The sequence below is a fragment of the Chloroflexota bacterium genome (assembly GCA_009840625.1).
In the GTDB taxonomy this organism is placed as follows: domain Bacteria; phylum Chloroflexota; class UBA11872; order UBA11872; family VXNJ01; genus VXNJ01.
Window position 1 is genome coordinate 18,061 of sequence record VXNJ01000006.1, and the last position, 19,987, is coordinate 38,047.

General features: G+C 66.7%; 20 protein-coding genes and 4 tRNA genes. 17 read left to right on the forward strand and 7 right to left on the reverse strand.

Going from position 1 to position 19,987, the window contains the following annotated elements; all coding sequences use genetic code 11:
* From F4X41_04500 to F4X41_04515, 4 genes are all read left to right on the forward strand, one after another.
* Nucleotides 1-1,095, forward strand: a complete 1,095-nt coding sequence (locus F4X41_04500) for a hypothetical protein (protein ID MYB16285.1) — start codon at nucleotides 1-3, stop codon at nucleotides 1,093-1,095.
* A gap of 98 nt (nucleotides 1,096-1,193) precedes the next feature.
* Nucleotides 1,194-2,147, forward strand: coding sequence for a DUF4392 domain-containing protein (locus F4X41_04505; protein MYB16286.1), 954 nt, complete (start codon nucleotides 1,194-1,196; stop codon nucleotides 2,145-2,147).
* A gap of 24 nt (nucleotides 2,148-2,171) precedes the next feature.
* Nucleotides 2,172-3,194 (forward strand): aldo/keto reductase, encoded by a 1,023-nt coding sequence (locus tag F4X41_04510; GenBank protein ID MYB16287.1) that lies wholly within the window; start codon nucleotides 2,172-2,174, stop codon nucleotides 3,192-3,194.
* A gap of 2 nt (nucleotides 3,195-3,196) precedes the next feature.
* Nucleotides 3,197-3,757 (forward strand): hypothetical protein, encoded by a 561-nt coding sequence (locus tag F4X41_04515; protein ID MYB16288.1) that lies wholly within the window; start codon nucleotides 3,197-3,199, stop codon nucleotides 3,755-3,757.
* Here F4X41_04515 and F4X41_04520 read toward each other — a convergent pair.
* The gene (locus F4X41_04520; GenBank protein ID MYB16289.1) at nucleotides 3,754-4,131 is read right to left on the reverse strand and encodes a DUF393 domain-containing protein; all 378 of its coding nucleotides are present in this window, start codon (nucleotides 4,129-4,131) and stop codon (nucleotides 3,754-3,756) included. The two genes, F4X41_04515 and F4X41_04520, sit on opposite strands and share 4 nt — an antisense overlap.
* A gap of 159 nt (nucleotides 4,132-4,290) precedes the next feature.
* On the opposite strand from F4X41_04520, the gene F4X41_04525 reads away from it, so the two are divergent.
* The 7 genes from F4X41_04525 to F4X41_04555 all read left to right on the forward strand — a co-directional run bounded on the left by F4X41_04525 (nucleotide 4,291) and on the right by F4X41_04555 (nucleotide 8,857).
* Nucleotides 4,291-4,384: transfer RNA gene (locus F4X41_04525), tRNA-Ser, on the forward strand.
* 53 nt (nucleotides 4,385-4,437) lie between these two features.
* Nucleotides 4,438-4,521: transfer RNA gene (locus tag F4X41_04530), tRNA-Ser, on the forward strand.
* Nucleotides 4,522-4,585: 64 nt separating this feature from the next.
* Entirely contained in the window at nucleotides 4,586-5,437 is an 852-nt protein-coding gene (locus tag F4X41_04535) for an amidohydrolase family protein (protein MYB16290.1), read from the forward strand.
* 97 nt (nucleotides 5,438-5,534) lie between these two features.
* A complete protein-coding gene (locus tag F4X41_04540; GenBank protein MYB16291.1) occupies nucleotides 5,535-6,662 on the forward strand; it encodes an amidohydrolase family protein in 1,128 nt (375 codons plus the stop codon).
* The gene (locus tag F4X41_04545) at nucleotides 6,659-7,087 is read left to right on the forward strand and encodes a Rieske (2Fe-2S) protein (GenBank protein ID MYB16292.1); all 429 of its coding nucleotides are present in this window, start codon (nucleotides 6,659-6,661) and stop codon (nucleotides 7,085-7,087) included. The genes F4X41_04540 and F4X41_04545 overlap by 4 nt, the downstream gene beginning before the upstream one ends.
* An 82-nt stretch (nucleotides 7,088-7,169) precedes the next feature.
* Entirely contained in the window at nucleotides 7,170-7,994 is an 825-nt protein-coding gene (locus F4X41_04550) for a carbon-nitrogen hydrolase (GenBank protein MYB16293.1), read from the forward strand.
* Nucleotides 7,995-8,032: 38 nt separating this feature from the next.
* Nucleotides 8,033-8,857 (forward strand): NAD+ synthase, encoded by an 825-nt coding sequence (locus F4X41_04555; protein MYB16294.1) that lies wholly within the window; start codon nucleotides 8,033-8,035, stop codon nucleotides 8,855-8,857.
* Between the two features lie 30 nt (nucleotides 8,858-8,887).
* Here F4X41_04555 and F4X41_04560 read toward each other — a convergent pair.
* The 3 genes from F4X41_04560 to F4X41_04570 form a co-directional block, all read right to left on the reverse strand.
* Nucleotides 8,888-8,964, reverse strand: a tRNA-Pro gene (locus tag F4X41_04560).
* 50 nt (nucleotides 8,965-9,014) lie between these two features.
* Complete coding sequence (locus F4X41_04565) at nucleotides 9,015-9,350, reverse strand: cupin domain-containing protein (protein MYB16295.1); 336 nt, start codon at nucleotides 9,348-9,350, stop codon at nucleotides 9,015-9,017.
* Between the two features lie 30 nt (nucleotides 9,351-9,380).
* Complete coding sequence (locus F4X41_04570; GenBank protein ID MYB16296.1) at nucleotides 9,381-10,190, reverse strand: phytanoyl-CoA dioxygenase family protein; 810 nt, start codon at nucleotides 10,188-10,190, stop codon at nucleotides 9,381-9,383.
* Here F4X41_04570 and F4X41_04575 point away from each other — a divergent pair.
* From F4X41_04575 to F4X41_04590, 4 genes are all read left to right on the forward strand, one after another.
* Complete coding sequence (locus F4X41_04575; GenBank protein MYB16297.1) at nucleotides 10,155-11,258, forward strand: hypothetical protein; 1,104 nt, start codon at nucleotides 10,155-10,157, stop codon at nucleotides 11,256-11,258. The two genes, F4X41_04570 and F4X41_04575, sit on opposite strands and share 36 nt — an antisense overlap.
* A gap of 15 nt (nucleotides 11,259-11,273) precedes the next feature.
* On the forward strand, nucleotides 11,274-12,104 hold the full coding sequence (gene rsmI / locus F4X41_04580; GenBank protein ID MYB16298.1) for a 16S rRNA (cytidine(1402)-2'-O)-methyltransferase: 831 nt from the start codon (nucleotides 11,274-11,276) through the stop codon (nucleotides 12,102-12,104).
* Nucleotides 12,101-13,096 (forward strand): FAD-binding oxidoreductase, encoded by a 996-nt coding sequence (locus F4X41_04585; GenBank protein ID MYB16299.1) that lies wholly within the window; start codon nucleotides 12,101-12,103, stop codon nucleotides 13,094-13,096. The genes rsmI and F4X41_04585 overlap by 4 nt, the downstream gene beginning before the upstream one ends.
* Nucleotides 13,097-13,206: 110 nt before the next feature.
* Entirely contained in the window at nucleotides 13,207-14,943 is a 1,737-nt protein-coding gene (locus F4X41_04590) for a hypothetical protein (GenBank protein MYB16300.1), read from the forward strand.
* Nucleotides 14,944-14,989: 46 nt separating this feature from the next.
* On the opposite strand, the gene F4X41_04595 is transcribed toward F4X41_04590, so the two are convergent.
* The 3 genes from F4X41_04595 to F4X41_04605 form a co-directional block, all read right to left on the reverse strand.
* The gene (locus tag F4X41_04595; protein ID MYB16301.1) at nucleotides 14,990-16,423 is read right to left on the reverse strand and encodes an MFS transporter; all 1,434 of its coding nucleotides are present in this window, start codon (nucleotides 16,421-16,423) and stop codon (nucleotides 14,990-14,992) included.
* A 55-nt stretch (nucleotides 16,424-16,478) separates the two neighbouring features.
* A tRNA-Pro gene (locus F4X41_04600) sits at nucleotides 16,479-16,555 on the reverse strand.
* Between the two features lie 92 nt (nucleotides 16,556-16,647).
* On the reverse strand, nucleotides 16,648-18,285 hold the full coding sequence (locus F4X41_04605; GenBank protein MYB16302.1) for a thiamine pyrophosphate-binding protein: 1,638 nt from the start codon (nucleotides 18,283-18,285) through the stop codon (nucleotides 16,648-16,650).
* Nucleotides 18,286-18,472: 187 nt separating this feature from the next.
* Between F4X41_04605 and F4X41_04610 the strand changes: the two genes are divergently transcribed.
* On the forward strand, nucleotides 18,473-19,576 hold the full coding sequence (locus F4X41_04610) for an amidohydrolase (protein ID MYB16303.1): 1,104 nt from the start codon (nucleotides 18,473-18,475) through the stop codon (nucleotides 19,574-19,576).
* The gene (locus F4X41_04615) at nucleotides 19,563-19,919 is read left to right on the forward strand and encodes a Rieske 2Fe-2S domain-containing protein (protein MYB16304.1); all 357 of its coding nucleotides are present in this window, start codon (nucleotides 19,563-19,565) and stop codon (nucleotides 19,917-19,919) included. The genes F4X41_04610 and F4X41_04615 overlap by 14 nt, the downstream gene beginning before the upstream one ends.
* The last annotated feature ends 68 nt before the right edge of the window (nucleotides 19,920-19,987 follow it).

Here is a 19,987-nt window from a genome sequence, read left to right on the forward strand (position 1 = left end):
ATGTTCGGCGTCGGAATAACCGAATTCCTGTTCATCCTGGCGATCGCGATGATCGTGCTCGGTCCGGACCGTCTGCCGGAGGCGATGGGGCAGCTCGGGAGGCTGGTGCGCAAGGTCCGCGCCTGGGCCTACGAGTTCAGGGCCGAATTCGACGAGGAAATCCAGCTGCTGCGCGGCGAGGTGGAAGCGCTGCAGCGCGAGGCCGAACTGACCCGCCAGGAACTGCAGGAGATCCACGCCGAAGTCGCCGCGACCGTCGGCGAGGCGCAGGACGACCTGGACAGCGCCGCCCAGGACATTGCCAGCGAATTGGGTTCGGCCAGCCAGGTGGCTGACGCTCAGTTGGGCGACGCCGCCAAGACCCTTACGAATCCGGTAGCGGCGGCTTCCGCGGCCCCCGCACCCAGGCCGGCTGCGGCCCCGGCGCAACCCGCACCGACCCCGGCGGCGGCGCCTGCGGCAAGTCTTCCGTTCGCCGACCGGTCCCCGGGCGATGCGATGGCGAGCGCGATTTCGCAGGCGTTCTCGGCTGCCAACGGCGGCGCGCAGGATCAAACGGCGCAGGTGCCGCCCGCAGCACGCTGGCAGAGCCCGGTTGAAGGCCAGCCGGCCATACCGCAAGAGGGAGCGACCATGGCCCGGTTCTCACCCGAGGGCGGCCAGTACGCGGCGCTGCTGCGAGCCGTCGCCGGGGCCGGCCCCGATTCTCTTGAGGCCGGACGCGAAGCCCTGAGTCGCCAGGGACGTCTCGACGCGGGCGAGTTGGAGGACTACGCCGGCAAGGGGCCGATGGCCGCGGCTCTGCTCTGGACCGCAAGCATGCAGGCGCACGTGGACGGCGACTCCATCGAGGTGGACCGCCGCGACGCGGATGGCCAGATCCGGGTCACCGTTTCCCTCACCCGGGATCCGTTCGGCCTGGATCGCCCCATCGACGCCCCGGCGGCCCGCCTGGCCCGGCATTACGACCGCGCGTTTTTCGAGGGCCTGGGCGTGGCCATGGAAGATGGAACTCTGTTGGCCGAGGGCGCCGAGCAAACCCGATTCGATTTGACCGAACTGCCGGCGAGCGAAATCGAAGGCGATTCCGCGTAGTTGGCGGGTCCGCTGATTCAGGCGGACCGGCGGGTTGCCGCATCCCGGTCGAGATCCCCGGCCGCGGGGCCGTCAATCGCCGCTGAATCCGGCCGAGAATGCCGGAGTCTCCCCCAGCGAGAGGGCCTATCCTTGCCGGAGCCGATTTGGCGGCGGCTGACGGATGCCGCCGGAGCGCGTCCATGACCCAATTGCAAGATCGCTGCCTGGCGGCCGAAGAATTGATCCTCCGCCACGACGTTCGCGGGATTTCGGCCCTGGCCGACCTGCTCGATCCCGGCTATCTGGCCAGGGTGGCGGGCACGCTCACCCGCCCCGAGACCCGGCTGCTGCTTGGCACCGGCTTCCTGGTCATCGGGTCCGGTCGGGCGGAAACCGACGGGCCGCTCGGCGCCCGGGCGATCTGCGACGCGGTTCGACTTTCCGGCGGCCGGGTGTGCGTCGTCTGCGACGAACCGACGGTGGAGGTGGTCGGCGCCGCAATCGGCGATGCGGCCGAGATCGCGGTGATGCCGATCGGGGACGATGATCAGGCGCGGATCTGGTCGAATGTGCAGCGAACCCGTTTTCGCGCCAACGCGGTCGGTTTCATCGAGCGTTGCGGACGCGACGCCGACGGCGTATTTCATTCCATGCACGGGGCCGATATCAGCGCGGTGACGGCCCGAACCGATTACCTGATATCTCCGTCGGTTGCCAGCTTTTCGATCGGCGACGGCGGAAACGAGGTGGGATTCGGGCGGTTTGAGCAGGCTCTGCGCGAGCGTGGAATCACCCGTTGGCCCTCGGGCTCGGCGGTGGGGGAATTGATCATCGCCTCGGTTTCGAACTGGGGTGGTTACGCGTTGGCGGCGGCGATTGCCTGGACCGCAGGGCTGCCCCTTGACCGCGTCCTCCCGGATTCGGACCAGTTCACCCGTCGGGTCGAGCGGCTTTTGGATGCCGGCGCGGTGGACGGGATGTCGGGACTCAGCGAGAGAAAAGTCGACGGCCGCGAGCTGGACGCAGAGTTCGCCGTGCTCGAAGAGCTGCGCCGGATCGGCTCCGGCTGACGGCAGCGGCGGAGTAGACGGCAGATGCGCAAGGTACGTCTCGGTCGAACCGAGGCGCTCGTGTCCAGACTCGGCTCCGGCACTATGTGGTTCCGGCGCATGAGCCAGGGCGAAGCTGACGCCGCCGTCACGCATGCGCTGGACCGGGGAATCAACTATTTCGACTGCGCCCGCATGTACGGCGACGCCGAGATAAAGCTGGGACGGGCCCTGGGGCAACGGCGCGACGAGGCGTTCATCGCCACCAAGACGCGCGCCCTCGACGCCGCCGGGGCGCTGGCCGGGATCGAGGAGAGCCGGACCCGCCTGGGCGTCGACCGCATCGACCTGATGCAGTTGCACTATGTCAATTTCCAGCACGAATTCGATCAGGCGACCGCCTCCGGCGGGGCCCTCGAGGGAGCGCTGCAGGCACAGGCCCAGGGCCGCATCGATCACATCGGCATTACCGGACACCGGCCCGAGAAGCTGGCCGAATGGCTCGGCGGGGGACAGTTCGCGACCGTCCTGTTCCACCTCTCGCCGGTCCAGCCGCACGCCGCCACCGACCTGCTGCCGGCGGCCCGGGCACTGGATGTTGGCACCATGGCGATGCGTCCGACCGGGTCGGGGTTGACCAACCAGTACCGCCAATTCCTGCGCTACGTGCAAAGTCACAACCCGGACGTGATCGTATCGGGACTTACCACCCCGGCGATCATCGACGCCAACATTGACGCGATCTCGCGGGAGCCGGATCCTCCGGAAACCCGCCGACTGCAGCGCCTGGCCGACACCTACGGCGCCAACTTCTGCCGGCGTTGCAGCTACTGCGAGTGCCCGATCGGGATCGATATTCCCGAGGCGATGCTGGCCGAACACGTCTGGCGCGCCGGGAAGCTTTCGGTCGACGGCACCCGGACTTGGGACGAGGCGGTCGCCAGCATCGGCGGCTGCCAGGATCACGCACCCTGCACATCGGCTCCCATTTGCGAGCCGATGTGTCCCTACGAGCTGCCGATCCGGCGGACCATGATGGGGATCTCCGACGCCCTGGACCCGGAGTAGTCGTGCAGAACCTGGCCCAGAGCTTCCCGGTTCTCCTGCTGCGGATGGCGTTCATGTCGCCGGGGGCTTGGCGGCTCCTGCTGGCCGACCCGAAGTTTCTGCGCATCGGACTGACCCTGGCGGCCGGGGCCGGTCTCTGCGGGACTCTGGGCCTGAGCATCGGGCGCCCGCTGGATTGGAGCGAACTGGCGATCAACGCCGTCGTCGCGGTCTTGGGAACAACTGCCGGCTGCGCGTTCACCGGCGCGTGCGCGCACCTGTTGGTGAACCGGATTGGATCGGGTCGGGCCACCCTGGCGGCGACCGTCGGGGCGGTGGGCTGCGCGCACGTTATCGGTTTCCTGCAATTGCTGATGATCCTGCCGGCCTGGACGTTCGGCGTCTGGGCCATCGCCATGGTGTGGACGGTGCTGGCGGCCGGTGCCGGGGTGGCGATGGCGTCACGCGCATCCCTGGCCGTCTGCCTGCCGGCGTTAGTGGTGCCGTGGGCGGTCTGGGCGGTCCTGCAGCTGTCGATCTGGATCGTCCTGGGCGGGACCGCGTTCGCCCAGATCGGCGGCTAGCGGCGGGTTACCCGATCGGTGGAAAGGATCTGGGCCGCCCGTCCGCGGCGCGGCGCGAATCCGCGATAGGCCATTTCCAATACCGGCAGCAACCCCGACAGATCCACCGCCAGGGCCAAGTGGGCCAGACAGGGGATCCGGCGGGCGATCTCGACCAGCGCCGTGGCCCCGCCCAGCAGATCCCCGTCGACCGACAGCCGGATCGAGCCCGGTTCGGTTCCGATGGCGGAACTGAATCCCATTTCGGCGGCCGGCCGGAATCCAAGGGTTTGGTCGTTGTCGAGGCGCGCCATCAGCGCGGCCGCAAAGCGGCAGAACCCGCACGTGGCGTCGTAGACGACGATCGGACGTTCGTGGGATTCGTTGCCTTGCATCTGGCCGATCGCTTGGGGAGTGGCGCCGGGGCGCGGCGGCAATGGCGGTCAAGGGCCGCCGCGGGGAAGATTCTGGCACGCGGCGACCGCCGCGCCCGATCCGGGCACGGGCCGCCGGGGCCATAAAATCCCCCTTGGAGCGGGCTACCCGTAAACCGGGGAGAGGTGCCCGAGTGGTCATAAGGGGTCCGTCTCGAAAACGGATAGGCGTGGATGAAGCGCCACGTGGGTTCGAATCCCACCCTCTCCGCCACCGGCCGCTGCAGACTGCGATCCCGCAGGTCGGACCGGCCCGCTCCGAACCAGGGAGAGGTCGCATAGTGGACTAGTGCGCACGCCTGGAAAGTGTGTAGGGTAATACCCTCGTGGGTTCGAATCCCACCCTCTCCGCCGCGGCGCCGGCGCCGCCCCGGACCCGGCCCGTCGTCTCAGTCAGCCCCGAAAGACGATCGCGATGGAACTGGTCGACAGCCACCATCATCTCTGGTTCATTGACGACTCCAACCTGAACTGGCTCAGCGACGATATGCGCGCGGCCGGCGGGGCCCCAATCGCCGATTTCGGACTGCCGCAGCTGGAGGAAACCTTCGCCGCAGTCGGGGTGAACCGGTCGGTCCTGATCGAGGCCTGGCACGCCGAGGAGGACCAGATCCAATGGCTCGAGGCAACCGCCGAGCACCTGGTCGTGGGAGCGGTGATAGCCTGGGCGCCGCTCGAATCGCCTGACCTGGGGTCCCGGCTCGACCGCTTCGCCGCGTATCCGAAATTTCGCGGCTTGCGGATCAACGCCCAGGATGAACCAGACCCCGATTACCTGCAGCGGCCCGACATCCGCGCCGGCATCGCCCAGCTGGCCGAACGCGAGGGCATGACCCTGGACCTGCTGATAAAGCTGGGCGACCTGAAGGACGTGCCGGACCTGTGCGCCAACTTTCCCGATTTGCCGATGGTGCTGGACCACCTGGCCAAACCGCAGACCTACCAGGACGGCTATTTCGAGCCCTGGCGCGATCTGATGCGGCCCCTGGTCGACATCCCCAATCTGCAGTTCAAGCTTTCCGGGATGCTCACCGAAGCCGGACCCGCGCCGACCGCGCCGCAGCTGGCCCGCCCGGTCCGGTTCATGCTGGAAGAGTTCGGTCCGTCGAGGTTGATGTGGGGCAGCGATTGGCCGGTCTGTCTTTACGCCGCCGGCTACCGCGAGAATTTCGCCCTCATGCAGGCTGCGATCGGTCCGCTGCCGGCCCACGACCGGGCGGCGGTTTTCGGGAAAAACGCCGCCGCCCACTACCGCCTGGCCGACTAGTCCCGGCCCCAGTTGCAACCGATAATCGCTGCGACGCATTCGCTCCACGCTGGACGCAGACCGCAGCGGAGCCCGGCGGCACAGGGGGTGGCACGGAATGGCGGTAACTAGCCCGGGCAGGGACCAAGCAAGTCGGCGCAAACTGGTCTCCCAGATAGTCGACACCGACATTCACCACGGGTTCGAGGAAGCGCAGGAAATCCTCGACTACGTGCCGTCCGAATACCGCGAGCGCACGTCCTGGTACGGGTTGCCGGTGGATTTCAATCCGGTCCAGAACAACGGCGGCATGCGCGGCGGTCGCAGCGACCTGGCGTTCGACTATCCCGAAATCCCGGTGTCCACCCGCGAGTCGTCGCTGCTGCGCTGCCGCGAGACCCTGCTGGACCGCTACGACATCGATTTGGGAATACTTACCGGCGGCCAGATGTACGGTCAGACCGGGGCCATGGACTCGCAGTACGCATCGATCATGGCGCGGGCGTTCAACGACTGGACGCTCAAACGTTGGCTCGACGAAGACGACCGCCTGCGGTACGCGATGGCGGTCATCCCCCTGGATCCGCAGGGGGCGGTGGCCGAGATCGAGCGGTTGGCCGGCGATCCGCGCGTGGTCGCGGTGCACCTGAACACCGGCGCCATGCGGCCATTCGGCAACCCCATGTATCACCCGATCTGGGAGGCCGCCGCCAAGCATGACCTGACCCTGCAGCTGCATCTGGGCGGGGAGGGAACCGGAGTTCACCCGCCGATGACCTCGGCCGGTTTCCCCACCCATTACGTAGAACGGCGCATGGCCGAACCGGGCCTGTACCTCCCGCACGTGGCGAGCTTCATCTTCGAAGGGGTCTTCGGCAAGTACCCGAACCTGAAGCTGGTGCTGGCCGAATCGGGGTTCACCTGCCTTCCGCACTATCTCTGGCGCATGGACGCGTGCTGGAAGGGGCTTCGCCACCAGGTCCCCTGGATCAAGGAACTTCCCAGCGAGATCTTCTACCGGCACGTCTGGGTCGGCACCCAGCCGATGTACGAATACAACGAGGACCACGCCAACCTGATGAAGATGGTCGAGTGGCTGCGCGGCGACGAGCGCTTCGTCTACGCCAGCGACTACCCGCACTGGGACTGGGACGACCCCAACGACGCGGCCCGCACTTTCCCGTCCGAGATGCGCGAGCGCGTCTTCAACCGGAACGCCCGTAAAGCCTATCCGCGACTGCAGTGAACACTCGCGGGCGCCGCGCGCACGTAGTCTGCCGGGCCGACGAGCTGGGTCCCGGCCAACGGTTAATCGCCGCCTGCGGAGCGGTCGAGGTGGGGGTGTTCAACCTTGGGGGCGAGTACTTTGCTTTGCTCAACCGCTGCCCCCATAAATCGGCTCCGCTGTGCAAGGGGGTCCAGCGCGGCTACCTGACCGCCGACGAACCGCGCCAGATCAGTATCTCGGCGTCCAAGGAAGTGATCGGCTGTCCCTGGCACGGCTGGGAATTCGAAATCCGCACCGGGCGGTCATACTTCAACCCACACCGCGTCCGCGCCCGTTCCTACGACGCCGCCCGCGTCAGCGGGCAGGAGATCGCCGAGGAGGATCCGTCGGTGCCGACTTTCCGGGTGCAGCGCGAAGACGATTACATCGTCGTCTATGTCTGAGCAAATCTTCCGGAGTCATGCCGCCCTAGACCGGGGCCGATAGGAGGCACCGGTGCGCGATTTCCGAGTGGGCGTGGCCCAGATGAATCCGGCCCTGGGAGACCTGGACCGCAACCTGGGGCTGCACCTGGAATGGGTCGAACGGGCCCGCCGGGACAGGTGCGACCTGGTGGTCTTTCCCGAGCTCTCGCTGACCGGCTACGTCCTGGAGGATCTGGCCTACGGCGTCGGCATGCGGCTCGATGATCCGCGCCTGGCGGTCCTGATCGAGCAGTCCAAGTCGATTTCAATCATCGTCGGGTTCGTCGAACACACGCCCGACCACCAGTACCGGATCGCCAGCGCCTACCTTGAGGACGGCGAAATCCGTTACGTGCACCACAAGGTCTACCTGGTCACCTACGGGCTGTTCGACGAGGGGCGCTATCTGGCCGCTGGCGAGCGCGTGCGGGCGTTCGACACCAAGTTCGGTCGCCAGGCGATCCTGATCTGCGAAGACCTTTGGCACCCCTCGGCGCTGGTGATCGCGGCCGCCGACGGGGCCGACGTCATCCATGCGCCGGCCGCCAGTCCGGGACGCGGCATATCCGGTGCGGCCGAAGTGCTTGGTTCGGCCCGCACCTGGCATGACCTTACCCGCGTCTATTCACAGATGCTGGTCAACTTCACGGTGTTTGCCAACCGCACCGGCTACGAGGACGGGATCAACTTCTACGGCGCTTCGCGCATCCTGGGGCCGGACGGACAGGTGCTGGCCGACGCCGGCGGGGACCCAGCGCTGATTAGCGCCGACCTGAGCGACGGCGCGCTGCGGCGCGCGCGCATCGCATCGCCGCTGCGGCGCGACGAGAAACTGAACGTCACGCTGAACGAACTGGCGCGGATCCGCCAGGTGCGCATCCGGTGAACCCGTTCGCGCGGGCGCGGCCCGAGCTGATCGAGGAGCTGGACCGCTGGCTTACCCTCGACCACGAACTGGCCGCCCAGATGTTGATCGGGTTCGTGCGCAACCAGGTCGGCAAGGTCGGGTTCGAAAGGGCCGTGATCGCGCTTTCCGGCGGAATTGATTCGGCCCTGTCGGCGGTGCTGACGGCACGCGCGCTGGGGCCGGAAAACGTAACCGCCGTGATGATGCCGTACCGCGAAAGCAACCCCGACAGCCTGAGCCACGCCAGACTCCTGGCCGAGGGGCTGGGAATCGATTCCCGGGTCATTGAGATAACCGATCTGGTGGAGCCCTACTTCTCGCGCAACCCGGCCATGAGCAACCTGCGGCGCGGCAACGTGATGGCGCGAACCCGGATGACGCTGGTCTACGACATGTCGGCGCGCAACGATGCGCTGGTGATCGGTACCTCCAACAAGACCGAGCTGCTGCTCGGGTACGGGACCCTGCACGGCGACATGGCCTCGGCGGTGAACCCGCTTGGCGACATCTACAAGACCCAGGTGTTCATGCTGGCCGCGGCGGTCGGTGTCCCCGATCCGATCCTGCAAAAGCCGCCCAGCGCCGACCTCTGGGAGGGCCAGACCGACGAGGAGGAGCTGGGCCTGACTTACCGCGACGTCGACCGGCTGCTGGTGCTGCTGGTCGATCGCCGATTCAACCTGCAGGAAGCGGCGGCGGCAGGCGTGGACCGCAACTACATCGCCCAGATCCTGGGCAAGGTGCGCACGAACCAATTCAAACGCCGCCCCCCGGTCATCGCCAAGCTCTCAGACCGCACGATCGAACGCGAATTCCGCTATCCGCGCGACTGGGGAGTGTGACCGACTAAGGGCGCGGCCGGAACGCTAGCTTGGTCGGGGCGGCCGGATTTGAACCGGCGACCTCCTGAACCCCATTCAGGTGCGCTTCCAGACTACGCCACGCCCCGCGACACGGCGATTATCCCTACCTGCAACGGCGGCGGCGCGCCGCCGGGGCCTATCCCCCGAACGCCTGGTTCCGGCGTTCCAGGTAATCGCTGCGCGGCGGCACGAAAATGTCCAGGGCCACCGCGGGGCCGTCGATGGCGATCGCCGAATGGATTTCGTTGGGCGGGATCATGAAGAAGTCGCCCGCTTCGACGACGTGCTCTTCGCCGGCGATCGTAAAGCGGATGCGGCCGCTGATTACGATCCCGCACTGTTCATTGGGATGGCGGTGCTCGGGGACTTGGCAGCCTTCGTCGAATTCAACGTGCGAGAGCATGATGTTCTCGGAACTGGCGATCCGGGCGCTAACCCCGGCGATCAATTCCAGCGGTTCCAAGTCGCTCAATCGGACAGATGGCACGAACGTAGCTCCTTGCTAGTTGGCTGTGGCGATGAATTCGCCGTTGCGAAGAACTTCAATATCGTTGCCCCAGCGTTCTCCGGTCTCCGGGTTGATCGCGTCGGTCGGGCTGTACTGAACCACGTAGGCGCGGCGCGGGCTGTCGGTCGTGTTGGGACCCGAACGGTGCAGGCAGAGCGAAGACATAACCGCGATCGCCCCTTTTGGCATTTCGCAGGGAATTCCCTCCTCTTCGCCGCGGTAGCCGACCTTGTCGCCGCTGTCCTGATCGACTAGGTGCTCCTGGAGTCCCCAGCGGTGCGATCCCGGAATAAGGAATATGGTGCCGTTGGCCACGCTGGCGTCTTCGAGCGGGATCCACAGGGTCAGGTACTCAAGCGGCTCGATCGGAACGTAGCCGCTGTCCTGGTGCCAGGAGAAAGAGCCGCCGGTCCGCGGGGCCTTGGTGACCGCCTGATTCCAGTAGAGGCGCACATCGGGGCCCAGCAGGGATCCGGCCAACTCGGCCAGTTCGCGCGATAACGCCAGTTGGCCACCGGCTTCGGAACGGGCATGGATGCCGGCGATGAAATTCCGGCCCTCGTGGCTGATTCCGACCCGATCGCCGGCCGAGCGCAGCTCGGAATCCTGCTCAGCGCGCAAACGCTCGAAATCGGCCGCGATGCGGTCCAGCAGGTCGTGGTCGAGCACCGGAGCGGTGATGAAGTAACCCTGCTGGTTGAACTGATCTAATTGTTCGGCGGAAGGTATCAACGCGGAATCTCCCCAGGCGGACTCGGGCGCGCGGCGATGATGCCGGCGGGCGGGCCGGATGGGCCCAAGCATCCAATTCTGCCTAGGCCGGTCCCGAACGCCCGGTTCTGGCTAGACTGCGCCGAATCTCCTTTCCAAAGTCCCCCGCTCCGGAGCCGGCCGATGCCTACCGCTCTCATGGGCCGGCCGATGGCCGAGTCCTGGCTCAAGCAGATCCAACTCGATCGCCTGCGGGCGGCCGGGTGGCGGGTCGTGGTGTCGGAGGCCGAACCCCCGCTTACCGAAGGAGACTTGCTCTCCGAGATCGGCGGCGTCGAATACCTGTTCGCCAACGGCCGCGATGACGTCAGCGCGAAGGTCATCGCCGCGGCGCCGAAGCTGAAGGGGATATTCAGGACCGGCGTGGGGGTCGACATGGTCGACCTGAAAGCTGCCGCCGCCCGCGGGATTCCGGTCTGCAACACCCCGGGCAGCAACAGCGAAACCGTCGCCGACATGGCGCTGGCGATGATGCTGATGCTCCTTCGGCGGGTTCCTGAACTGGACGCCGACATGCGATCCGGCAGTTGGCTGCCAAAGTTCGCCAACAACCTGCACGGCAAGACGATCGGCATCTTCGGGCTGGGCCGAATCGGGCGGGCGGTGGCCCGCCGCGCACGGGCATTCCAGATGCCGATTCTGGGGTTTGATCCTTACGTGACCCAGGAAAGCGTGGCCGACGAAGGGATCAGGGTGGTAGGGACCGCGGACGAGCTGTTCGCCAACGCCGACGTCGTCACCCTGCACGCACCGGCCACCGGAGGAACCCGGGAAATCGTCAACACGCACACCCTCTCCCTGATGCGCTCCAGCGCCATCGTGATAAACGCGGCCCGCGGCGACCTGGTCGACGAGGCCGCCCTGCTGGCGGCGTTGCGCGAGGGCAGGATCGCCGGAGCCGGGCTCGACGTTTTCAAGAACGAACCCGCTTTCGACAATGCGTTCGGCGAGCTGCCCAACGTCGTGCTGACCCCGCACGTGGCCGGCAACACGGTCGAGACCACCGCTTCAACCGCCCACGCCTGCGTCGACAACGCGCTGGCGGTCGAATCAGGCCGCTGGCCGCGCGAAGTGGTGGCAAACGGCGTGTATTCCGACTAACGGGAAAAGCAGGCCATGGGGACCCTTTTCGTGGTCGCCACCCCGATCGGCAATCTGGAAGACATTTCGCCGCGTTCGCAGGCGGTTCTCGAATCGGCCGCCGTCATATACGCCGAGGACACCCGCCGCACCCGCAAGCTTCTTACGCACCTGGGCATCCGCAACCGGCCGCTCAGCCTGCACGGCGATTCGGCCGACTCGGCCTGGCGGGACGCCGCCGCGGCACTCGCCGACGGTGACGTGGCCTACGTGACCGACGGGGGAACCCCGGCGGTCGCCGATCCCGGCGCCCGTCTGGTACGACTGGCCCACGAGCGCGGCCATCCGGTCAGGACCGTGCCCGGACCCTCGGCAGTCACCGCCGCGCTGGCGGTGGCCGGTCTGGAGAGCGGGGGACACGTTTTTCTGGGCTTTCTACCGCCGCGCCGGTCGCGGCGAATGCAGCTGCTTGAATCGGCGATCGCGACCAATCTGCCGATGGTTGTATTCGCCGGACCCCACGACCTTTCCGAACTGCTTGCCGAACTGGCCGATCTGCTGGGCCCCCAAGCCGGTGTGGTCGTCTGCCACGAGCTGACCAAGCTGCACGAAAGCGTGGTGCGCACCACGCTGGGCCAGGCTCCGGGCCTGGACGTGGTATCCCAGGGCCGGGGCGAAAAAACCCTGGTGCTGGATCCGCCGCAAAAGCCGGCCGCGCCCCCGCCCGAATCCCAGTTGCGGCTAGAGCTGGCCCAGCTGCAGGACTCGGGCTTCTCACCCAGCCGGGCGGCGCGCGAACTCGCCGCGCGTCACCGATTGCCCAAGGACGTGATCTACCGGCTGGTCGTGGATTCGGACCGCAATTGACCGCCCTCCGGCCGGACAGCACCGCCGCCCTGGCGGAGATGATCGGCGGCGGCAGCCAGGGGATTGGGATCCTGGCCGGCTGGTCTTCGCACTGGACTCGAAAGCCCCCGCGAGTCGAATTCACCGGGCTGGACCTGAGCGCTCTCGACCGGCTGCTCGACCTTTCCGCGGGGGACCTGACCTGCCGGGTGGAGGCCGGGATTAGCCTTGGGTCTTTAACCGCGCACCTGGACCCGGTCGGGTTGGAATGGCCGGTGCAGCCGCTGCCGGGGCAGACCCGGTTGGCGCAGACCTTCCTTTCGGGGGCCGCGTACGCGACGAGCGCGCTGTTCCCCAACCCGCGCGATTGGATCCTGGGCGGAACGCTAGTCAGCGGGCGCGGCGAGATAGTGACCACCGGCGGGGCCACGGTAAAGAACTCGGCCGGTTACGACCTGGTACGAAGCTGTTTTGGCAGCATGGGCGTCCTGGCCGTCCCGGCCCAGCTCCAACTCCGCCTGCGGCCGCGACCGCAGGCGCGCCTGCGGTTGACGGCGCCGGGGTTGGGGCCGGAACCGTACCTGACGCTCCTGGCCGCGGCCCGCCGGCAAATGGACGTGATCGAGACTTTCCAGATCGCCGGGGGCACGGCCCGTCTGGGGATCGCCGGGCCCGACGATCGGGTCGAGGAGGCCGCCGCCGCTTTGACGGAAGCCCTGCCCGGGCTTTTGAGGGCCGAGTCCGAACCCGCCAGCGGATCGGCCGACTGGAACGGCGATCGCTATCAAATGGCCCTGCCGGCCAACAGGATGGCCGGCTTCCTGGCCGATCGGGAACCGGCCCGGTACTGGGCGTTTCCGTTCCAGCGCCTGGCCTTCAGCCAGGGTTCGCCCGGGCGATCGTTCCCGGAAGTCCGGTCGACGCGGCTTCTGCCGCTGCCCGATGCCCGGTCGCTGCGCGCGGGGCTGGCGCTGCTGTGCCGGGGGCTTGATCCTGACCGGAGGTTCGTCTGAAGCCGCCCAACGGCAATTCGCGGTGCCGGCCCAATCAGAATAGACCCGGCCCCGGACCGGTCCGAAACGCTTGCACCAAACCCGGGCACGCGCCCTGAAAGGCTTACAGCTTGGCAGCGACTACAACGAACGAGAACGTAAGGTACGAACCCGGCGAGATCCCGCCGGCCCCGATCGCAATTGGCGCCGGCATCCAGTCGGCGATGGTGATCGTGGCTCCGGTCGTGCTGACCGTGGTAATCGTGTCCCGGATCGCCGACCAACCGGACGGATATCTTTCCTGGGCCGTGTTTGCGGCGCTGCTGGTCTGCGGGTTCACCACCGTGGTGCAGGCCGTGCGCGTGGGCCCCATTGGCGCCGGACACATCCTGATCATGGGCACGTCGGGCGCCTTCATAGCCGTGTGCGTGGCCGCGCTGGTCGAAGGCGGACCGGCGCTGATGGCGTCCCTGATCGTTGTGTCCTCGCTGATACAGTTTCTGCTGGCCTCGCGCCTGGCGCTGCTGCGCCGAATCTTCACGCCGGTCATCGCCGGCACCGTGATCATGCTGATCGCTGTCACCGTGATGCCGCTGGTATTCGACGCGGTCGGCGACGTCCCCGACGGATCGCCCGCCCAGGCTGCTCCAGTCACGGCGCTGGCTACGCTGGGAGTGATCGTGCTGATGATCCTGCGAGCGCCTCCGGCGCTGCGCCTCTGGTCGCCGATCATCGGAATCGCGGTCGGCTGTGCGGTCGCGGCTTCATTCGGTATTTATGACGCCGACCAGATCCTGGACGCTGACTGGGTTGGCGTGCCGCTGGGATCCTGGCCGGGATTCGACTTCTCGTTCGGCCAGGAGTTCTGGGTCCTGCTGCCGGCGTTCGTGGTCGTGACGCTGGTCGGGGCCATTGAGACGCTCGGGGACGGCGTCGCCATCCAGCGCGTGTCGCGGCGCCGCACGCGCGCCACCGATTTCCGGGTCGTTCAGGGGGCCCTGAATGCCGACGGGCTCGGCAACCTGCTCTCCGGCCTGGCCGGGACGCTGCCCAATACGACCTATTCGACCAGCATCTCCCTGGCCGAGGTCACCGGAATAGGAGCCCGCCGGGTCGGCGTCGTGATCGGGGTTACCCTGGCGCTGGGTGCCTTCCTGCCCAAGGTCGCGGCGGTCCTGATAGCCATACCGAACCCGGTCGCGGCCGCCTACCTGATCGTCTTGATCGGGCTGCTGTTCGTGCAGGGGATGCGCATCATAGTCCAGGACGGGGTCGATCACCGCAAGGCGATCGTAGTCGGGGTCTCGTTCTGGCTGGCGGCCGGTTTTCAAAGCGGGGTGATATTCCCCGATTACCTGGGCGAGGGATTCCTGGCAGCGCTGTTCGGCAACGGGATGACATCGGGCGCGATCGTGGCGATCCTGATGGTTCTCTTTATCGAACTGACCGGATCGCGCCGCCGCCGCCTGCGCACCAACCTGGACGAATCCTGTCTACCCGAACTCGAAAAATTCCTGCGCGGGTTCGCCGACCGCGGCGGCTGGGACCAGGGCGCGGCCGAACGCCTGCTATCGGCCGGGGAGGAGACGCTGGCAATCCTGCTGCAGGCAGCCGAGCAGGCCGGCGAAGAACCGCGTCGCCTGACAGTTGCGGCGCGGATGGATGGCAAGCGTGCCGAAGTCGAGTTCGTGACCGCCAGCGAGACCGAAAACGTCGAGGACCGGATCGCCTACCTGAGCGAATTGCCGCCGGTCCCCGACGAACACGAGATCTCGTTCCGCCTGCTCTGGCACTACGCGGACTCGGTTCGCCACCAGAAGTACCACGGGCTGGACGTGATTTCGATCGAGGTTTCTCGGTCCGGCTGACCGCCGATCCCAAATCGGAGCCCGATTGCCGAGCGGAGCGGGCCGCTCAGCCGGTAGCCTGGGCTGCCGATGCTCCCGGCTTGTGCAGATTCCAGTACGAGACCACGGCGGCGGCCAGCATCAGCAAGCCCGCGATGTAAAAGCCGACCGCAAATCCCTGGGCCTGCAATTCGGTCGGCGCATCTATCGCGCGCCCGCCGGCAAATTGCAGTAGGACCAAAAACGCGAATAATCCGCCCCAGGCCGATTGGCCGGCCCCGAATCCAAAGGTCCGCGTCGCCGAGATGAATGCGCTGGCGGCACCCAGTTGCCGGCGCGGAACCGATCCCATGATGATCGAATTGTTGGTGGTCTGGGTAAGGCCGGTTCCCATGCCGATCAGTACCAGCGAAACGGCCGCAACGATGGTCGGTGTTTCGGGGCCCAGCTGGGCGAAAACCGTATATCCCAGCGCGCCGATGGCAAATCCCAGGGTGCGCGGGATGCCGGCGCCGACGCGGTCAGCCCAGACCCCCACGGTCGGCGAAAGGAGGGCGCCGACGCCCGGGTAGATCGCCATGTAGAGGCCGATTTCAAAGACCGGTACCCCCATTACCCGCTCCAAGACAAACGGCCCGTTGAGCATCATCGCGGCCATGCATGCAAATCCGGTCAGTCCGATCGATACCCCGACCGAAAAATCGCGCCGCCTGAAGAGGTTCAGGTCCAGCAGCGGATTCGGCGCGGTCGCCGTTCGGTAGGCGAAACCGGCCGCCATCACCACGAATACCAATAGCGCCAAGAGCAGCTCCGGGGTTACGCCGAGGGCGAATCCGCGGTTGATCGAATAGACCAACGGCACGATCCAGCCCATGAGCAGGATCGACGAGATGTAGTCGAAATTACCCTCGCCGGTGCCCGGCATCGGCGGGACCGAAACGAGCGCCAGGAAGAACGATAGCAGCGCCACCGGCGTCAGGGCGATGAACATCCAGCGCCAGTCCAGGTACTCGATCATGGTTCCGGCCAGCGGCGGGCCCAGCGCCAGTCCGCCGGCCGCCAGCGTGAACCACAGTCCGAGCGCGCGCGAGCGCTGCGAGGCGGGAAACACCGCCACCAGGATTGCGGTCCCGTTCGATTGCAACAGCGCGGCCCCGATCGCAACCACGACCCGCGCCGCGATCAGCCAGCCGAGCCCCGGCGCCAGTCCGCAGGCCAGGGAGGCCAGCGCAAAGAGCAGGCAACCGAACGCGAACGCACCGCGGCGGCCGTATATGTCGCCGTAGCGGCCGGTGGTCAGGTGCAGGCTGGAGACGATCACGAAGAAGATCAGCGCTACCCACTGGACGGTGGTTATGTCGGCGCGGAACTCCTCGGCCAGGGTCGGCAGGGCGACGTTCACCATCGAAGCGGTGATTGTGGTGATCATGCTGGAAACACCGACCGCCACCAGGACCGCGTAACGTCGCGTGGCGGAGTATTCGACCTGCGGGGTGTTCAAGCGGCGCCGATCACGCGGGGAAGCAATGGAACGTGTTGCCGCGGAGTTCCGGATCTGGTCGGGGCGGCCGGATTTGAACCGGCGACCTCATCGTCCCGAACGATGCGCGCTACCAAACTGCGCTACGCCCCGTACCCGCCGGATCGGGCCCAGATATTCCCTGTCGGGAGCGGCCCGAACCGCGCGCAATCATTATCCGCCATTTGCCGGCTCGGGTCGGACGGTCAGTCCATTTCCAGTGGACGCCGCGGATTCAACGGAACGTGAATCAGGGCCGGACCGCCCTCGGCGATGGCGCGGCCGACGGTGGCCGCGAGTTCCTCGGGACGGCAGCGCTGCGCGCGCACGCCGAACGAACGGGCGTAGGCCACATAGTCCGGATTGGCCAGATCCACCTCGAACGATTCGCCGTAGAGATTCTGCATCCCCTGCTTGATAACGCCGTAGGCCGAATCGTCAAACACGACCGCAACCACCGCCAGGTCGTGGCGTACCGCGGTCGCCAGCTCCTGACCGGTGAACAGGAATCCGCCGTCTCCGGCCAGCGCCACCACCGGTACGTCCGGCATCACCGCCTTGGCGCCCAGCGCCACCGGATACGAGTAGCCCAGGGCACAGCCGGTCATTCCATAAATCCACTTGCGCGGTTTCGAAAATGGCATGAACGGACGGCACCAGTAACCCACGATGTGCGGGTCGCCGACTACGATCGCGTCCTCGGGAATGCCGGCCCGCAGTTCGCGCACCAGGTCCATTTCGAATGCGGCGTGATCGTTCATGTAGGCATAAACCTGGGCGCGTTCGTTCCTGGCCCGCGCGACCCAGGCGTCGTTTTGCCCGTCGCCGGGTCCCAGCGCGTCCAGGATCGACTCCAATGCCGGTCCCGCGTCGGCGCAGACGCCCAATTCGACCGGGTAGTTCTTGCCGGGCTGCCTGGGATCGATGTCGATCTGGATCAGCTTCTGGCCGACCGGCATCGACCACTTGCGGGTCGGGGAAGCCCCGAACGCGCTGCCCACCGCCAGCATCACGTCGCTGTCGGCCATCAGGCGCTGGATCGGGCCGAAGTTGAACAGCGATCCGATGTGCAGGCGGTGGTCGTGCGGCATGACCCCTTTGGCGGTGGTGGAGGTCAACACCGGGGCATCCAGCCGTTCGGCAAGGCGCTGGAAAGGCTCCCAGGCCGCCCCGGTCATCACCCCGCCTCCGGCCCAGAGCAGGGGTCGTTCGGCTTCAGCCAGCATCCGCGCCGCCCGTTCCAGGTCCTGCTGGTCGCCGCCGGGGGGTCGGGGCACGGAGGGACCGGCAGCTTCGACGTGCCCGTCGGCCAGGTGCACGTCGTGCGGGACTTCGATCGCCACCGGGCGGGGACGCCGCTCGCGCATCAGCCTGAATCCCTCGCGGATCGCCGGGGGGATCGCGGCCGGCGACTGCACCTGGGTATTCCACTGGGTCAACCCGGAAAACAGCTGCTGCTGGTGCTTGATTTCATGCAGGAAGCCGACATCGCGGTAGAGCAGCGGCCGTTCTTCCTCGGCCATGATCAACATGATGGGCGTTGAGTCGGCGTGGGCCTGGGCCAGCGGCGTCGCGGCGTTCAATGCCCCGGGGCCCGGCGTCGTCAGCAGCACGCCCGGTTGCCCGCTGGCCCGGGCCGCGCCGATGGCGGCGAATCCGGCGCCCTGCTCGTGACGGACCAGGATGTGCCGCAGGCTGCCGTCGCGCGGCAGTGAGGCGTAAAGATGCTGGGTGTGGACGCCGGGAATGCCGAAAACGGTCCTGACGCCCTGAGACCGCAGCCCGGCCACGACCGCTTCCGAGCCGTTCATGCGCTCTGCGCCAACGGCGGTTAAGGTGTCCAACGCTTCGGCTCCAAAAAATCAGGGACGGATGCTTCGCCGCCTAATTCTTGCCAAAGTCGTCCAAGAGTTGCTCAGCATGCCCGGGTAGGCCATGCGCCGCATGGCGTGCGGCGTTCAATTGCGGACGGGTGCATCGGATAACTGTTAAATTTTTTAAATGCATTTTCCGCCCGCATCGGAGACGGCTATGGCGATTGCGCCAGAAGTCAGACCGGCTGGAACCCGCGAACAACCGGCTGCCATCAACCTCGTCGACACCGACGTCCACAACTACATCGGCAGTTCACGCAACCTGCTCGAGTACCTGCCCGAGCGCTGGGTGCATTACCTGGAGCACACCGGTTTCGAACAGCCGCCGCGCGATTTCTACCCGCGCTTCTACCGCCACGCCGCCCGCCGCGACGCCTATCCCCCGTCGGGGATTCCCGGCAGCGACCCGCAGTTCGCGGCCGAACAGCTGCTGGACGGCTACGGGATCGACATCGGCATCCTCAATTGCCTCTATCCGGCCTTCAAGATGTTCAACATCGATCTGGCCAACGCGCTGACCCGGGCCGCCAATGACTGGCAGATCGACAAGTGGCTGGACGCCGACCCGCGCTGGCGCGCCTCGATCCTGGTCAACGTCCGCGATCCCCAGTTCTCTGCCGAGGAGATCCGCCGCTGCGCCCGCCACCCCGGCTACGTCCAGGTATTGCTGCTGGCGCGCAATCACGCCCCGCTCGGCAAGCGCGAATTCTGGCCGATCTACGAGGCGGCCCAGGACTGCGGGCTTCCCATCGGGGTCCACTTCGGCGGAGGGCACGACGTGCCGATCACCAGTTCCGGCTGGCCTTCCTACTACATCGAAGACCACACCGGCATGGCCCAGTCGTTCCAATCACAGGTCCTGAGCCTGGTCTGCGAGGGAGTTTTCGTCGAGTACCCGAAAACCAAGGTGGTGCTGATTGAGGGCGGGTTCGCCTGGATGCCGCCGCTGATGTGGCGCCTGGACAAGAACTGGAAAGGGCTGCGCGGCGAGGTTCCGTGGCTGACCAAGCCGCCGAGCGATTACATCCGCGAACACATTCGTTGCTCTACCCAGCCGATGGAGGAGCCCGAAGACCCGCGGCACCTGGCGCAGATCATCGAAATGCTCGGGTCGGACGAGTTCCTGCTCTTTGCCACCGACTATCCGCACTGGGACTTCGACTCCCCCGAACGCGCCCTTCCTGCGGTGATCGGCAAGGAACTCCGCGAGAAGATCTTCTCCAAGAACGCCCTCAAGATCTACGACTTTGCCCGCGGTTGACGTAGGGCCGGTCGAAGACTTCCCCCTCGGGGAGATTCGGCCGGCGAAATTGAATGGACGTGGAATCGCGGTAGTCCGCAACGGCAACAGCGTCTACGCGGTGCGCGACATCTGCCCCCACCAGGGGGCCAAGCTCACCGCGGGGACCCTGACTGGCGAACCCGTCTACTGCGGGCCCGGCAACATCGAGTTCCGCCGCTTCGGGCATGTCCTCAAATGCCCCTGGCACGGCTGGGACTATTCGCTGGCCGACGGACAAGCGGTCGGCGGCAACCGCAAGGCCCGCATCCGGTCCTACCGCGCCCGGGTTGAAAACGGTCGCGTCCTGGTCGAATCCGACTAGGGGCCGGCGAGCAAGTCGGGTCTGAAATAATTGCTTGACGACCGATCGGTCGGCGCCCCCTAAGCCCT

Coding starts and splice junctions, on each gene's coding strand:
- F4X41_04610 (MYB16303.1), top strand. CDS start 18,473: ATGGCGATTGCGCCAGAAGTCAGACCGGCTGGAACCCGCGAACAACCG.
- F4X41_04520 (MYB16289.1), bottom strand. CDS start 4,131: ATGCAAGGCAACGAATCCCACGAACGTCCGATCGTCGTCTACGACGCC.
- F4X41_04570 (MYB16296.1), bottom strand. CDS start 10,190: ATGCTTGGGCCCATCCGGCCCGCCCGCCGGCATCATCGCCGCGCGCCC.
- F4X41_04535 (MYB16290.1), top strand. CDS start 4,586: ATGGAACTGGTCGACAGCCACCATCATCTCTGGTTCATTGACGACTCC.
- F4X41_04500 (MYB16285.1), top strand. CDS start 1: ATGTTCGGCGTCGGAATAACCGAATTCCTGTTCATCCTGGCGATCGCG.
- F4X41_04540 (MYB16291.1), top strand. CDS start 5,535: ATGGCGGTAACTAGCCCGGGCAGGGACCAAGCAAGTCGGCGCAAACTG.
- F4X41_04510 (MYB16287.1), top strand. CDS start 2,172: ATGCGCAAGGTACGTCTCGGTCGAACCGAGGCGCTCGTGTCCAGACTC.
- F4X41_04575 (MYB16297.1), top strand. CDS start 10,155: ATGATGCCGGCGGGCGGGCCGGATGGGCCCAAGCATCCAATTCTGCCT.
- F4X41_04550 (MYB16293.1), top strand. CDS start 7,170: ATGAATCCGGCCCTGGGAGACCTGGACCGCAACCTGGGGCTGCACCTG.
- rsmI (MYB16298.1), top strand. CDS start 11,274: ATGGGGACCCTTTTCGTGGTCGCCACCCCGATCGGCAATCTGGAAGAC.
- F4X41_04505 (MYB16286.1), top strand. CDS start 1,194: ATGCCGGAGTCTCCCCCAGCGAGAGGGCCTATCCTTGCCGGAGCCGAT.